Origin of the sequence: Streptomyces brasiliensis, assembly GCF_014647875.1 — a bacterium.
Taxonomy (GTDB): domain Bacteria; phylum Actinomycetota; class Actinomycetes; order Streptomycetales; family Streptomycetaceae; genus Streptomyces; species Streptomyces brasiliensis.
In genome coordinates, this window is sequence record NZ_BMQA01000013.1 from 185,717 (window position 1) to 198,491 (window position 12,775).

The 12,775-nt window shown below is 68.7% G+C and carries 12 protein-coding genes and 1 pseudogene; 6 read left to right on the forward strand and 7 right to left on the reverse strand.

Features of this window, described 5'->3' with window-relative positions; genetic code table 11:
* The first annotated feature begins 48 nt into the window (after window positions 1–48).
* Window positions 49–474, forward strand: a complete 426-nt coding sequence (locus IEZ19_RS21785; RefSeq protein ID WP_189312906.1) for a MarR family winged helix-turn-helix transcriptional regulator — start codon at window positions 49–51, stop codon at window positions 472–474.
* Here IEZ19_RS21785 and IEZ19_RS21790 read toward each other — a convergent pair.
* Together IEZ19_RS21790 and IEZ19_RS21795 are read right to left on the reverse strand one after the other, a co-directional pair.
* Window positions 463–1,316, reverse strand: a pseudogene (locus tag IEZ19_RS21790) (helix-turn-helix transcriptional regulator); the annotation flags it as partial. The gene IEZ19_RS21785 and the pseudogene IEZ19_RS21790 sit on opposite strands and share 12 nt — an antisense overlap.
* A gap of 6 nt (window positions 1,317–1,322) precedes the next feature.
* A complete protein-coding gene (locus IEZ19_RS21795) occupies window positions 1,323–3,749 on the reverse strand; it encodes a DUF8508 domain-containing protein (RefSeq protein ID WP_189312907.1) in 2,427 nt (808 codons plus the stop codon).
* Between the two features lie 690 nt (window positions 3,750–4,439).
* Between IEZ19_RS21795 and IEZ19_RS21800 the strand changes: the two genes are divergently transcribed.
* The 5 genes from IEZ19_RS21800 (at window position 4,440) to IEZ19_RS21820 (ending at window position 9,051) form a co-directional block, all read left to right on the forward strand.
* Window positions 4,440–5,003 (forward strand): hypothetical protein, encoded by a 564-nt coding sequence (locus tag IEZ19_RS21800; protein WP_189312908.1) that lies wholly within the window; start codon window positions 4,440–4,442, stop codon window positions 5,001–5,003.
* A 186-nt stretch (window positions 5,004–5,189) separates the two neighbouring features.
* Window positions 5,190–7,376, forward strand: a complete 2,187-nt coding sequence (locus IEZ19_RS21805; protein WP_189312909.1) for an MMPL family transporter — start codon at window positions 5,190–5,192, stop codon at window positions 7,374–7,376.
* A gap of 207 nt (window positions 7,377–7,583) precedes the next feature.
* Window positions 7,584–8,258 carry a glycosyltransferase family protein gene (locus IEZ19_RS21810; protein ID WP_189312910.1) on the forward strand — a complete coding sequence of 225 codons (675 nt, stop codon included), beginning with the start codon at window positions 7,584–7,586 and terminating at the stop codon, window positions 8,256–8,258.
* Window positions 8,243–8,593: a hypothetical protein gene (locus tag IEZ19_RS21815; RefSeq protein WP_189312911.1), complete on the forward strand. Its 351-nt coding sequence runs from the start codon at window positions 8,243–8,245 to the stop codon at window positions 8,591–8,593. Before IEZ19_RS21810 ends, IEZ19_RS21815 begins: the two co-directional genes overlap by 16 nt.
* Complete coding sequence (locus tag IEZ19_RS21820; protein WP_189312912.1) at window positions 8,590–9,051, forward strand: hypothetical protein; 462 nt, start codon at window positions 8,590–8,592, stop codon at window positions 9,049–9,051. Before IEZ19_RS21815 ends, IEZ19_RS21820 begins: the two co-directional genes overlap by 4 nt.
* A gap of 17 nt (window positions 9,052–9,068) precedes the next feature.
* Here the strand turns inward: IEZ19_RS21820 and IEZ19_RS21825 are convergent, their stop codons facing one another.
* From IEZ19_RS21825 to IEZ19_RS21845, 5 genes are all read right to left on the reverse strand, one after another.
* Window positions 9,069–9,476 (reverse strand): YunG family protein, encoded by a 408-nt coding sequence (locus IEZ19_RS21825; protein ID WP_189312913.1) that lies wholly within the window; start codon window positions 9,474–9,476, stop codon window positions 9,069–9,071.
* A 57-nt stretch (window positions 9,477–9,533) separates the two neighbouring features.
* Window positions 9,534–10,082 carry an NUDIX hydrolase gene (locus IEZ19_RS21830; protein WP_189312914.1) on the reverse strand — a complete coding sequence of 183 codons (549 nt, stop codon included), beginning with the start codon at window positions 10,080–10,082 and terminating at the stop codon, window positions 9,534–9,536.
* A gap of 24 nt (window positions 10,083–10,106) precedes the next feature.
* Window positions 10,107–11,219: an RICIN domain-containing protein gene (locus IEZ19_RS21835; protein ID WP_189312915.1), complete on the reverse strand. Its 1,113-nt coding sequence runs from the start codon at window positions 11,217–11,219 to the stop codon at window positions 10,107–10,109.
* A gap of 130 nt (window positions 11,220–11,349) precedes the next feature.
* Window positions 11,350–12,309 carry a hypothetical protein gene (locus IEZ19_RS21840; RefSeq protein ID WP_189312916.1) on the reverse strand — a complete coding sequence of 320 codons (960 nt, stop codon included), beginning with the start codon at window positions 12,307–12,309 and terminating at the stop codon, window positions 11,350–11,352.
* Window positions 12,310–12,311: 2 nt separating this feature from the next.
* Entirely contained in the window at window positions 12,312–12,713 is a 402-nt protein-coding gene (locus IEZ19_RS21845) for a hypothetical protein (protein WP_189312917.1), read from the reverse strand.
* Window positions 12,714–12,775: the final 62 nt, after the last annotated feature.

Consider the following 12,775-nt stretch of genomic DNA (forward strand, 5'->3'; position numbering starts at 1 on the left):
GCTATCTATAGGTAGGCTAACTATAAACGCCGACCGAGGGACCGGGCCGTGGACGAGTTGACGAACGAGACGCGCAAGAGACTGCTGCGGATCAGCCAGGCGGTCCGGCGCGAAGCGGCCGGTCTCCGGGTCACCACCGCGCAGGGGGCCGTACTGAGCCTGCTGAGCGGCGGCCCCATGGGCATCGGCGAGCTGGCCCGCGCCGAAGGCGTTCAGCCGCCGACCATGACCCAGCTCGTCAATCGCATGGAGGCGGCGGGGTGGGTGGTGCGTTCGGGGCCGGCCCGCAGGGGAAGCACGGTGCAGATCACCGCCGTGGGGCGACGGGTGGCGGCGGACGTGTGTGAGAGCCGCAACAAGCTGCTGGCAGAACGCATGGCCGGCCTCACCGCTGAGGACCGCGAAGCGCTCCGCGCAGTCCTGCCCGTCTTCGACAAGATGTTCGGCGCACCGGTTTCCAGCTCAAACCCGTGACCGTGGGACGTCCTCAGGGGCAGGTGAAGCGTCGGACGAGGCCGGCGGCGCGAGGGGTGCGGCGGACGCGGCCTTGGCACACCGGTCGGTCAGGCGTGCGAAGGCGTCCTTGAGCTCGGCTGGTCCGACCGCTTCGATGTCGGCGTCGAACCTTCCGACGGTGGCGGCCAGGCCGGTCCATGGCCACGAACCCAGGACGAGCCGGCAGCGGTCCGGGCCGAGCTCCTCGACGAGTCCTTCGCGGGTGTAGCGGGATATGACGTCGGCGGGCAGATCGAGGATCACCTCGTCGCGAAAGGGCCGGCCGCCGGAACCGCCCGGTCCTCCGGAACCGACGGAGCCCCGGAATCTGCCGGCCACGAAGGCGGCCACGTCACCGCCGGGCAGCTCGCGTGGAGTGAAGCGGGGCCCTGCAGGCGTACGCGGGCTGATCCGGTCGGCCCGGAAAATGCGCCAGTCGTCGCGATCGACGTCCCACGCGACGAGGCACCAGCGCCCGCCCCGATTGCCGAGGTGATGGGGCCGGACCCGGCCCGGTGGAGTCGCGGTCCGCTCGCCGTCGCCCGCTCCCGATGGGGATGCGGGGGTGTAGTCGAAGCGCGGCACCTCATGGGTGGGGACGGGGCGCTGAGCGTCATGAGCACGCTGCTGTCGACCTGCGGGCCCCGCTCGAGCGGTGGCTCGAGCGGGGCCCGGACGGTGTCGATACGGCGGCGCAGTCGTGCGGGCATGACCTGGCGAACGGTGGTCGGTGCGCGCGCCGCCGCTTCCTCGATGCCGGCGCCGGTGGTGGTGGCGAGCTGGAGCGCGACGGGCGTGGCACGCACGCCACGCCTGTCGTCCGTGAACTACTTGAAGCGGACCACCTGCGGGTCGTGGTCGCTCGTCTGGTCGTGGAACTCGGAGTTGATGTGCACGACCTCGTACTCCGGCTTCTTGATGGCGCGGGAGACCAGGATGTGGTCCAGCGTCTGCGAGTTGCCGTCGTACACGTAGCTGTAGCGCTCGTTCACCGGCAGGGTGTTGATGAGGTCCGTGAGGATTCCGCCGGCGGTCAGCGTGGTCAGGGGCTTGGAGAACTGGTAGTCGTTCAGGTCTCCGAGGACGACGACCTTGGCCTTCGCGTCCTTGGCGAGCAGGCTGGAGACGAAGGTGTTGACCTCCTGGGCCTGAGTCGTGCGCTGGGTCTCCGAGCCGAGCGTCGGCGGCTGGAAGGCTCCGTGGACCGGCTGGTCGCCGCCCTTGGAGTTGAAGTGGTTGCCGATGACGAAGACCTGCTGGCCGCGGAAGGTGAACTCACCGACCAGCGGCTTGCGGCTGCTCTTCCAGGCGTCCGAGGTCGGGTCGATCCTGCCCGGCGACACGGAGAGCCGGACACCCTTCTTGTCGTCACGGACGGCTTCGACCGCCGTGGTGGAGTCGCCGCCCGGCCGGTCCACGAAGCTGACCCGCTCGGGGTTGAACAGGAAGACCGTGCGGATGTTGCCGCCGGGCTCGCCGCCGTCGGAGTCGTTGACCGGGTCGATGGACCGCCAGTCGTACGCCGGGCCACCGGCCGCCTTGATGGCGTCGACGAACTGGCTGATGGTGCTGTCGGCCGCGACGGTGCCGTCGTCCTTGGCGCCGTTGTTGTCCTGGATCTCCTCGAGGCTCACGATGTCCGGGGAGGCCAGGTTCTTGACGATGCCCTCGGCGAGCCGGTCGAACTTGCTCTGCGGGTCCGTCGGGTCGAGGTTCTCGACGTTGTACGTGGCGACCGAGAGCTCGTTGGACTTGCCGTGCTCGGCGACGCCGGGAGTCAGCCCACCCGGCACAACCGTCCCGAGCGCGGTCGCCTGGATGTTGTAGCCGCCGTAGTCCGCGTAGTCCACGGGACCGGTCGTCGTGCCCGCGAGGGTGTCCCCGACGTCGGCCTTGAGCTGCTCACCCGTGACCGAAGTGACCAGCAGACGCCCGGAGTTGGGGTCGTCGTACCCGGTGAGTACCGTGCCACCGCGAGGCGTCGGGTTCTGCTCGGGCTTGGTGGTGATCCACGTCTCGTTGTACTCGTTGCTGGCGCCCACCACGCGGGAGTCGCCGACCTGCACCAGCATGCCCTCACGGGACTCCAGCCAGTCCAACGCGTACGCATCCGGCTTCAGTTCCAGGGACTCGATGCTTCCGCCCTGGGCCTGCGGGGCGTAGGCCTCCGGCAGCGTGGCCGAGCCGATGGTCTCCGCCTCCGGCAGCGCGTTCCCGGACGACAGCACAATGGCCTTCGGGCCGGTCAGCTCGGTCACGGACTGCGTGCCGCTGCTCTGGCCGCCCGGGTAGTACTCGCTCACCTTGCCCGACACCAGCACCGAGTCGCCGACCTTGACGGTCGGGGTGGCGGAGCCGGTGTAGACGAAGATGCCCTCGCTGGTGGCCGCGTTCCCGTCCGCGTCGGGGTCCTGGATCCAGTAGCCCTTCGAGCCGCTGCTGCGCACACCGGTCACCACGCCGGGCACGTTGGTGACGGTCTTGCCGTTCTGCGGCGAGATCCGGGTGCTGCCCTGGATGTCGTGGATGCGCAGGCTTCCCGGCGTGGTGTCGGTGGGCGACGGAGTGGGGGAGGGCGAGGGGTCGCCGGAGCCGCCGCCCGTGCTGTTGCGGGGGCTCGGTGTGCCGCCCGTGAAGTCGGCGGAGTTGTCGTCCGTGTCGGCGAGAGCGGTGCCGCGTGCGACGGAGGCGGTGTTGCTCGCCCCGGTGGCGGGGGAGCCCTCGCGCACCACGGCGGTGCCGAAGCCGACCAGGTCCCTGACGGTGCCGTCGGCCGCGCAGTCGGCGGCGGTCAGGCAGGTGAGCGCGGTGGTGGAGTGGACCAGCGCGACGGTTCCGCTGGTCGCCGACATCGGGATGGCGCCGCTGGCGTCGGGCGTGGGCAGAGCGGTGTCGCCACCCGTGCCCATGGCCTCCTGGACCAGGTAGTTGCCACCTGCGGGAACGGATCCGCTGAGCGGCGTGACCTGCCACTTGCTGTTGGCGGTGGGCGCGCCGCTGAGGTACTGCACCGACCATCCGCTCAGGTCGAACGGCGCGGAGCCCGCGTTGCCCAGTTCGATGAAGTCGTTGGTGAGGGAGGCGCCGGAGTTGCCACCGCCGCCGTAGACCTCGGAGATGACGGCGTCCGGAGACGGCGCCGCCTCGGCCACGAGGGGAAGGCCGATCAGGGATCCGGCGATGCCGAGCGGGAGCGCTATGAGGCCGGCCTTGGCGCCTTTGCCGCGCAGGGACGGCGGTATGCGTGAGGACACGTGGGGCTCTTTCGTGCAGGAGTCGATGACAGAACGAGGCCCCTGAACCGTGGGAGGTGGCAGGCCGGTTTGTGGGCCAGGTGAGAAGATACGCGCGTAGATTGTGCGCTACAAGAAGTTGGACCGACCTCGGGGCGAGCGTTTCCCCAACTGTTCGACGGATGTAACCCGGCAGGCCGGGTCTGTGCGAGAAACGGTGTCGAAGAGCGGGCCGTGACGGTCGGTCCGGCCCTCCCCGCCACGCTCCCGTCCGACCGATACCAGTCCACGCGGGAACTGGACGTGTCGCTCATGCGGCCGGTTCGCCCCGGTCCGATCCTTGGACACGGCGCGTGGTGCACCGGGACGGCGACATCGCCTCCGGCGAAGGGGCGTTGACGACCGGCAGGGCGCGCGACGATCGCGTCGGCGACCGCGGCGGCTCGGATCATCCCCCTTGAGAGCGCGCCGACCGCAGTGTGACACCGTCGCCTCTCTGTTCGGCGGGGACGAGGCGTGACCGGTCGTCGAGCACCTCGTTGACCAAGCGGTGCCACCTCTCAAGGCCGTGACCGTGCCTGACCGTGTGCCGAGGCAGCCCACGTCTGCCGCGGTCGGACAGACTCCGGACATACCGTATCGATCACCGTTCCCCGGTGTGGCCTTGCCACCTGCAACGTCGGTCCGTGGGAACAGCAGGAGCGATCCGCCATGACGCAACACCAGCGAAAGCGCCGAGCGCTACGTACTGAGGAACCCGGCGGGCCCCGGCCGTCCGACGAAGGACTCCAGCAGATCCGCGACGCGCTGCCGCCGGCCCGTCACGCCCGTACCGCCGAGCCGGACCCACGGCCCGTGGCCGCCGCGGTCCCCGAGGAGCTGATGGCGGCCGTCACCTATCACTGCCGCTACATCAGCAAGCACCTCGCCAAGGCCCAGAACCTCGGCTCCCAGCACAAGACCTCCATGGAGGAGTGGCAACGCCTGGTTCTGTACGCCCTCACCGACGCACTCGCCCACAACCATCTGCTGGTCGGCGCGTTGGCGGCTTACCTTCAGCGGCAGCAGGTCGACGACGACCTCGTACGCCGCTATCTGCAGACACCCGACCCCGACCGCTATGTCACGCGCCACGCCATCGACCACCTCGACGGTCTCACCGGCTCGCGACCCGAGACCGCGGAAGAACCGGCGTGGACCCATGTGGGCCGGTGCATCGCGCGCAGCGCGCACGCGGCGGAAGCCGCCGGATCGGACGAAAAGACGGTCAGGTGAGCCCTTTTGTCCTGGCGCGGCACGCCGGAGGACGGGGCTCCTGTGATGCTCTCGGCGGGACCTCACTACCATCGGAGCCCTAGACAACCGTTCGACCGGTCCGCAGTTGAGAACCGGTCGGGGTCGCCGATGCCAGGGTCCGCTCCCCGGGCTGCGGTGATCTTCCTGTCCAGGAGGACCTTCCGCATGTTCCGAAGTATTGGGAACGCTGTCGTCCGACATCCCGTCTGGACGATCGTGGCATGGCTGATCGCGGCAGTGGCGATCGTCGCCACTGCCCCCAGCCTGCCGTCGAACAGCGACGAGAGCAGTTTCCTGCCCAAGAGTTACGAATCCATCAAAGCGGCCGAACTCCAGGAGAAGGCGTTCCCCAGCGCCTTCACCCCGTCCGCGATCGCGCTCTACCAGCGCACCGACGGCGGCAAGCTGACCGCGTCGGACCAGCAGGACGTCGCCCGGATCGCCTCCGAACTGGGTGCCAAGCACATCGACCAGGTGCAGAAGGTCGTCCCCGGCCAGCCGTCCAAGGACGGCAGATACGCCCTGATCCTGGTGCAGATGGACAGCAAGAACGCCGGACAGCCCAAACAGTCCGACGCGGCCAAGGTGTTGCGCGACGACGTCAAGGAACTGGCCAAGGGTACGCACCTCGACGTCAAGCTCGGCGGTTCGGCCGCGCAGGCCCTCGACCAGCAGGACTCGTCCACGCGCGGCCAGGCGTTGATCGGCATCGGCACCTTCGTGATCATCCTGGTGACCCTGCTGATCATCTTCCGTGCCCCGATCCTGGCCGTACTGCCGCTGATCCTGATCGGCCTGGTGTCCGCCATCGCCAACGGGCTGATCGCGTACGCCACCAAGCTGTTCGACCTCCAGGCCAACAGCTCGATCTCGTCGATCCTGATCGTCGTCCTGTTCGGCGTGGGTACCGACTACTTCCTCTTCCTGATGTTCCGGTATCGCGAACGCCTGCGGGCCGGTGACGAACCGAAGCAGGCCATGGTCAACGCGGTGGCCCGGGTCGGCGAGGCCATCGCCTCGGCCGCCGGGGCGGTCATCATCGCCTTCCTCGCGCTGGTGCTGTCCACACTCGGTTTCCTCAAGCAGATGGGTCCGGCGCTCGCCATCGCCGTGGCCGCCACCCTCGTCGCGGGTCTGACCCTGATCCCGGCCGTGGTCTCGCTCATCGGGCCGAAGGTCTTCTGGCCCTCCAAGTCGTGGCAGCGGGAGCCGGAGAACGCCCGGTTCGCCGCCCTCGGCCGCGGGGTGCGACGTCGTCCGGCGCTGACCGCCCTGGCGTCCGGCCTCGTCCTGATCGCGCTGTCGCTCGGCACGTTCGGCTACAACGCCACCTTCGACCTCGCCTCGGGTTCCATGCCCAAGACCAAGGAGTCGATGGTCGTCCAGGATGAGATGCAGAAGGCGTACTCGGCCGGCGCCGCCGCGCCCACCGATGTCTATCTGTCCAGCACCGACGGCAAGCCCCTGGACAAGACCGCCTTCGACGCGTATACGAGGAAGCTCGGCGCCGTGGACGGGGTCGCGAGCGCTCGGATGACCCAGCTGAACAAGGCCGGCACCACGGCCGACTTCACCGTCACGCTCAAGTACGAGGCCTCCACGGACAAGGCGATCGACGCCGTGGCCGAGGTGCGAGACGTCGCGCACTCCAACGCGCCCGACGGCACCGAGGCCCTCGTCGGCGGCATGTCCTCGATCTACAAGGACATCGACACCGCGGTCAACCACGACTACCGGACGGTCTTCCCCGTGGCCGCCGTCCTGATCATGGTCATCCTGGGGCTGCTGCTGCGCAGCGTGGTCGCCCCCTGGTACCTGATCGCGTCGGTGGGCCTCGGCTTCGGTGCCACCCTCGGTGCCACCGTCTGGATCTTCCAGGAGGGGCAGGGGCACTCCGGCCTGATGTTCATGCTCCCGGTGATCATGTATCTGTTCGTGGTCGCCATCGGAACCGACTACAACATCCTGATGATCGCCCGGCTCCGAGAGGAGGCCCGCGAAGGCCGCGACCCGCGCGAAGCGGCGGGCATGGCGCTGCGGTACGCCGGGCCGACCGTGGCCGCAGCGGGCTTCATCCTGGCGGCGACCTTCGCCACGATGATGCTGGCCGGCAACTCGCTGCTCACGGAGATGGGTTTCGCGGTCTCCTTCGGCATCGCGATCGCCGCCTTCGTTATGGCGATGTTCTTCACGCCGAGTCTCACCGCACTGATCGGCCACGCGGCGTGGTGGCCGGGGCACGGCGACAGGGCGGCGGAACCGGCAGTCGCGACGGGCGCTTTGAGCGCGGAGCCGGTTTCCGGGGCGAGCCAGGAGACGGTCGCGCACGATGCGTCGGGGCGCGGCCGGTAAGGACTAGCCACGTCAGGAGGGCGGCCGGGGCGCGCTACGGGGTCTGCGCGTACCGGCTTGCCCTCCGTGGCTCTGTGCCGGGGGGAGACCAAGCCGGGGATGCGGCGACCATGGCCATCAACGTGAAGACCGAGATCCCTGCTGGCGTCGCGGTGCTCGGAGGTTGCCCGCACCACGGCGATCCTCACACTGGCGTCGATCACCGGCATGCGCGCGAGCGAACTCATGGAACTGCAGGTCGGCTGCCGTCAGCCCACCGAGGAGTGCGGCCCCGGACTGGTCCGCTACGGACTGGCCGGCAAACTCGTCAAAGGCCAGCCGCTCGGCGGCGTCCTCGACGAGTGGGTCGTCATCCAGGACATCTATGAGGCGGCCGGCCTCGCCGAACAACTCCACGATGACCCCGCGGACGGCAACCTGCTGTTTGGCCGGTTCCACTTCAAATCCCGCTACCAGTGGTTCCGCGACTGGGTGAACGGACCGGACGGGCAGCGGCTCGGCCTCGCGTCGATCCCCGGCGATCGCCTGACGCTGAGGATGCTGCGAAGGAAGCTGGCGATCGAGCTCACCTATCGCCCCGGCGGCCTGCCGGCGACCAAGATTTACCTGCACCACGTGAGTACAGCGACTACGGAAGGCTGCGCTTCGCGCCCCGGCGGGCCCCAGCCGAACTGCTGGCCGAGGTCAACGACCACGAACGGCAACGCAATCTCGAACTGGTTCTGGCCGAGTTCCGCAACTACCAGCAGGGCATCCTGTCAGCCGGTCCCGGCGCCCGCAGCCTCACCGAGTTCTTCGCCAGCATCCACGAAAAGCTCGCCCCGGCAGCCGCACCGGCGCCGAAGGCCCAGCGCAGTGACCGCGACGTGCTCAACCTGCTGACCAAACGTGCCAAGGTCCTCCACCTCGGACCGGCGAACTACTGCTGGTTCACCGCCCCCTCCCGGGCGCTCTGCCTCAGGCTCGCCGGCACCCCCGCCGCAGACCGTCCGCTGATCGGGATGTGTGACTCCGCCCGCTGCCCGCAGGCCACCCACCACCCCTGCCACCGGCCCGTCTGGGCCGAGCACGCCGACAGGACAAAGATCTTCATCGGCCAACTCGGCACCACCCGCAAGACCGAACGCACCCGGCTCCAGGCCGACTTCGACCGGGCCAGCCGCGTCGTCGCCGAGATCGACGCCGCCAGCGCCAGCATGACCGAGGAGTCCGCATGAGAATCTCCGCAGCCCAGCGGACCGAGAACGAGAACCGCATCCGCGCCGCCATGGACCGCCTCCTGCGCGGCGAGATCCCGCCCAGCGGAAAGTGCGACATCAAGACCCTCGCTCGCGAAGCGGGCGTCGACCGCACCGCCTTCTACGGCACCCGCCCCTACGCTCACCTCCGCGTCGAGTTCGAGCGACGCCTTCAGGCCCTCCAGCAGGCCGGAGACACCCCCGACCCCCGCGAAGCCCAGATCAACAGGCTCAAGACGGAGAACGTCAAGCTCAGAGAGCGGCTGGCACAGTCGGAGCAGACGATCGACAGTCTCACGGACTTCCGCACCGAAGCCCTGGCCCGGCTCGCCGCTCAGCACGAGGAGATCGTCCGGCTCCGCGAAGCGGTCGCCGGAACAAGCCGCGTCAGCCGACCCCCCGCGCCACGAACCACGGTGACCGGAACGTGCAGTTGAAGCACGATCTTCGCGGGTCAGGCAGCCGATTCCGGGAGGTGACCGAGGTGTTTGAGGACGCGCTCGCGCAGGAGGAGGTACTCCTCCCAGCGCCGAGGCAGAGGCCCCGGCGGGCGTTTGACGTCACGGGCTGCGGTGACAGCCTGGCCATCCTGGAACTGCTCGCGCGTCAGGTCGAGCTCCACACCGCTGGGCAGTCGATTCCACCAGTGAAAGCCTTGCTGTTCCCCGCTGCAGTGGACCTCCCCGACCACGAGGCCGCCACCGAAGATGTCGTTCACGATCAGAGCCGTGATGTCACAGTGGCCCCACGCCGGGTTGCCGGGCTGCCAGCTGCAGCGAGCGAGGTCGTCCGGAGAACAGGTGTCGGCGGCCCAACTGGCGTGCAGGGCTTTGTCGATATCCAGCAGGTTCCAAGGGATCATGCCGACAGCATCGCAGCCGCCACTGACATCGGCAGATCGCCCGGGGAGACTCCTTCTTCAGCTGCCGGACCCGGACTGCAGATATCGGCGCAGAGCTTCCCGCCCTCCCGGAACGAAGATCCATTGATCGACGACCTCGCACAATTCGGCTTGTGTCAACCAGTCCTGCCAGGCGATCTCATCCGGGTCCGGGACCAAAGGGTCCGTCACGACAGCCTCATGCACCCCAAACCACACGGGGCTGATCCCCTCCCGGCAAAGGAACTTGAACATGAAACGCACGGGCACACGAACGCCCAGCTCTTCGGACACTTCCCGGGCCGCGGCTTCCTCATACGACTCGCCCACGTCCACGGCACCGCCGACCAACACGTCGTAATAGCCCGGGAAACGGGACAGCGTATCGGACCGCCGCAGCGCCAAGATCCGCCCTGCCCGATCACGGCAGATCGTCGCTGCAATGCGATGCGGACAGCCTTCACGCACCGCCTCGTCTCGCTCGACGATACCCAACACGTGGTCATGTTCTCTTGATGGCGGCAATCCTCGCGGCGTTGGGCCGATGCCCGCCCGGTGCCACGCCAGCGATTCGGGTGCCTTCAGCATGGGCCTGGCTGTCTGGGCCCCGGGTTACAGGACGGCGATGTGAAAGGGCTGGTCGGAGGCGTTGCCGCTGCGGCCGGTAATCACGCGGACGCTGTTGGGGGTGTCGGAGTCGCCGATGTAGACCTCGCTGCCCGGGGCTGCGTTCTGGTCGAGTGTTGCCTGGTAGGCCGCTCCTCGCAGCCTCACGGACGCTTCCAGTGTGACGTCGTAGCGGCCCGTGCCGAGCTTGGTGACACCGGTGACTCCCCTGGCACGCACCAGGGTGCCGTCTGCGTTGACCACGGCCGTGGCGCGCACGTAGAAGGCGTTGATCTGCTGGTCGATGACGGCGTGCGGTTCTCCGACCGGGATCAGGCGCCACTGCTGCGTTACAGAGCCGCTTGCCTCATGTTGCACGACGTGATGACTCTTGGTGCCGGCGGACACGACGTCCAGGAGCTTGCCGCTGGCGGCGCTGGTGAGGGTGTAGATATCTTCTGCAGTCCGGGTGAGCTGCCACTGCTGGTTGATGCTGCCGTCGGCCTCCCACTGATGGAGTTTGGCACCGTCCTCAGTACTCCCCGCGGGGTTGTCCAGACACTTGCCGCTGAAGACGTTGCGCAGGGTGAAGCGGGCGCCGTCCACCTGGGCCAGCTCCCACTGGTGAATGGCCTGGCCATTCCCTCGAGTAGCCCGCGCAGCTGCACCGTTGTCCTTGCTTTCGTCGGCGAGGCCCAGGAGATAGCCCCACTTCCGCTCAGCCAGCAGGTACACACGGTTCTTGGGCAGCTCTCCCTCGGAGGGGACGCCAATGCGCACGGAGTCGATACTCATGCTCCACCGTCTGGAGTCCCAACTGGTGTTCGACACGCGTGTGTCGTGCAGGTTCGGGCGAGCGCCCCCGTTCGGAATCACCAGTTCGTTGGACACGAAGGCGGGCCCGGTGTAGCAGGTCAGGTCATACCCTGTGCGGTTCACCAACGACATGCCCTTGCCCTGGAAGCCGTAGGCGGACAGGTCGACGACGCTCTCGTCACTGATCAGGACCCGGTTGGCGTTGTCACCGGCGTCCGTGTTGAAGTGCAGGTTGCCGAAGAGCGCCCATGAGCCTCTCGGGCACGCAGCCGTGCCGCAGTCCGTGATCACCTCGACAGCCATTCCGTCTCCTCCCCGTTACGACCACCGAGCGCCGCCGTTCCGGCCAGGCCACGCGCCCGGGCACCCAAGTCAAGATCGTCGTTATACGTCGTACCACTGGCTTCCGGCCGGGCATGACCAAACTCTGAAGTTAGTCCGACAACGCTCCGCCGGAGGCGGGTGGGGTGGGGACTCGGGGGCCGAGATAGTGGCTGAGGGCGTCGCCCAGGACGGGGTCGGGAGGAACTCCGTGGTCCATGCCGAGTTGGGCAGCCAGGTCGGTGGCCTGAAGGCGGACGGCGGCTTCCAAGAGCTGGGCATAGGCGTCGACGGTATTACGGAAGCGGTACCTGGAGGTCAGGGCAAGGGCGGCGGCGAGCGGGCCGGCGGGCCACCACCAGACGGTCAGCGGGGCGTAGAGCAGGGCCCAGCCGCCGAGGGCGGCGGCACGCGTGAGGGCCTGCTCGGCCGCCGTGATCTCGGCGCGGGGGATCTCGGGCAAAGTCAGCCACAGATACGGCCACAGCACGGCCACGTCGAGGTGATGGTCCCGCTCCAGACGTACGGCTGCTGCGTGGATGCGGTCACCGCTCCAGGTGGGTCGGTCTGGTTCCTCGGTGGCGATGCGCTGCATGGCGACGTGCGCAGCCCTGCGTGGTCCGGGATCGGGTCGGCTCCCGGTGCGGGCCAAGGATCGGGCGTCTGTGTCGAGTCGATGCCGGTAGCGGTGTACGGCGGCGGTCCAGCGGGCGCGGCGGCGTGTAACGACGGCGCCGGCCCATCGATCCAGCGGAGGGGGCCAGGTGTGCCAGTCGGCGGCCAGTGCGGTGCGCTGGACCAGGGTCCCCAGGCTCTGGGCAGCCAGTCCGGCCGCGGCAGCGGCCGCGAGGACCGCGCCGATCAGCACCACCTGGCCGCCGGCTGTCGTCGCAGCGGGACTCTTGGCCCAGAGGGTGATCCGATCGGTGAGGCGGCCGTAGTCCAAGGCGTGGGCCTGACCGAGGATCCGGGCGCTGGTGGCAGTGGCGAGGAAGAGAACCCCGGGTAGCACCAGCAGGGACAGCCAGCGCTCGGCGAGCTTCTGCCCGAGGGTGCTCAAGAACCCGTTCACCACTACAACCGCTCCTTGCGCAGGGGTTGGCCGCTGATCCGGCATGGGGTCGCGCCGGAGCTGTCGGGCCAGGCGTGACGCGAGCACTGACGGGTCGGGCACAGCAGGACCCATTCGTCGGGCGTGGCGGGGCCGACGCCGATGGGGTTCAGGCCGCGGGCGGTGCCGCGGACGCCCGCGGCGTCGCCCGCGGCCAGCAGGGCCTCGTGGAGCGCGCTCAACGGTGCGGCGAGCCCCTCCCCGTCGCGCAACGCTGCCAGCAGGCGATCCAGCGGAGCTGCGCCGTCAAGGCCGTACGCCGCCAGAGCCGCGCGGATACGGTCCAACTGGTCGCACACGTAGCCGATGTCCTCGCGCAGGTCCGGTGCCGTTCCGCCGTCGTAGTGGTTGGCTTGGTCGGACACTACCGTCCCCCGATCTCTGCGGTACCTCACAGCGGTTCATGTGGTCTCGTGGCGCAGATCAC

Bases quoted from the DNA above. Each gene is read 5' to 3' on its own strand.
- IEZ19_RS21800 (WP_189312908.1), top strand. From the start codon at position 4,440: ATGACGCAACACCAGCGAAAGCGCCGAGCGCTACGTACTGAGGAACCC.
- IEZ19_RS21805 (WP_189312909.1), top strand. From the start codon at position 5,190: ATGTTCCGAAGTATTGGGAACGCTGTCGTCCGACATCCCGTCTGGACG.
- IEZ19_RS21810 (WP_189312910.1), top strand. From the start codon at position 7,584: ATGCGCGCGAGCGAACTCATGGAACTGCAGGTCGGCTGCCGTCAGCCC.
- IEZ19_RS21820 (WP_189312912.1), top strand. From the start codon at position 8,590: ATGAGAATCTCCGCAGCCCAGCGGACCGAGAACGAGAACCGCATCCGC.
- IEZ19_RS21825 (WP_189312913.1), bottom strand. From the start codon at position 9,476: ATGATCCCTTGGAACCTGCTGGATATCGACAAAGCCCTGCACGCCAGT.
- IEZ19_RS21830 (WP_189312914.1), bottom strand. From the start codon at position 10,082: ATGCTGAAGGCACCCGAATCGCTGGCGTGGCACCGGGCGGGCATCGGC.
- IEZ19_RS21835 (WP_189312915.1), bottom strand. From the start codon at position 11,219: ATGGCTGTCGAGGTGATCACGGACTGCGGCACGGCTGCGTGCCCGAGA.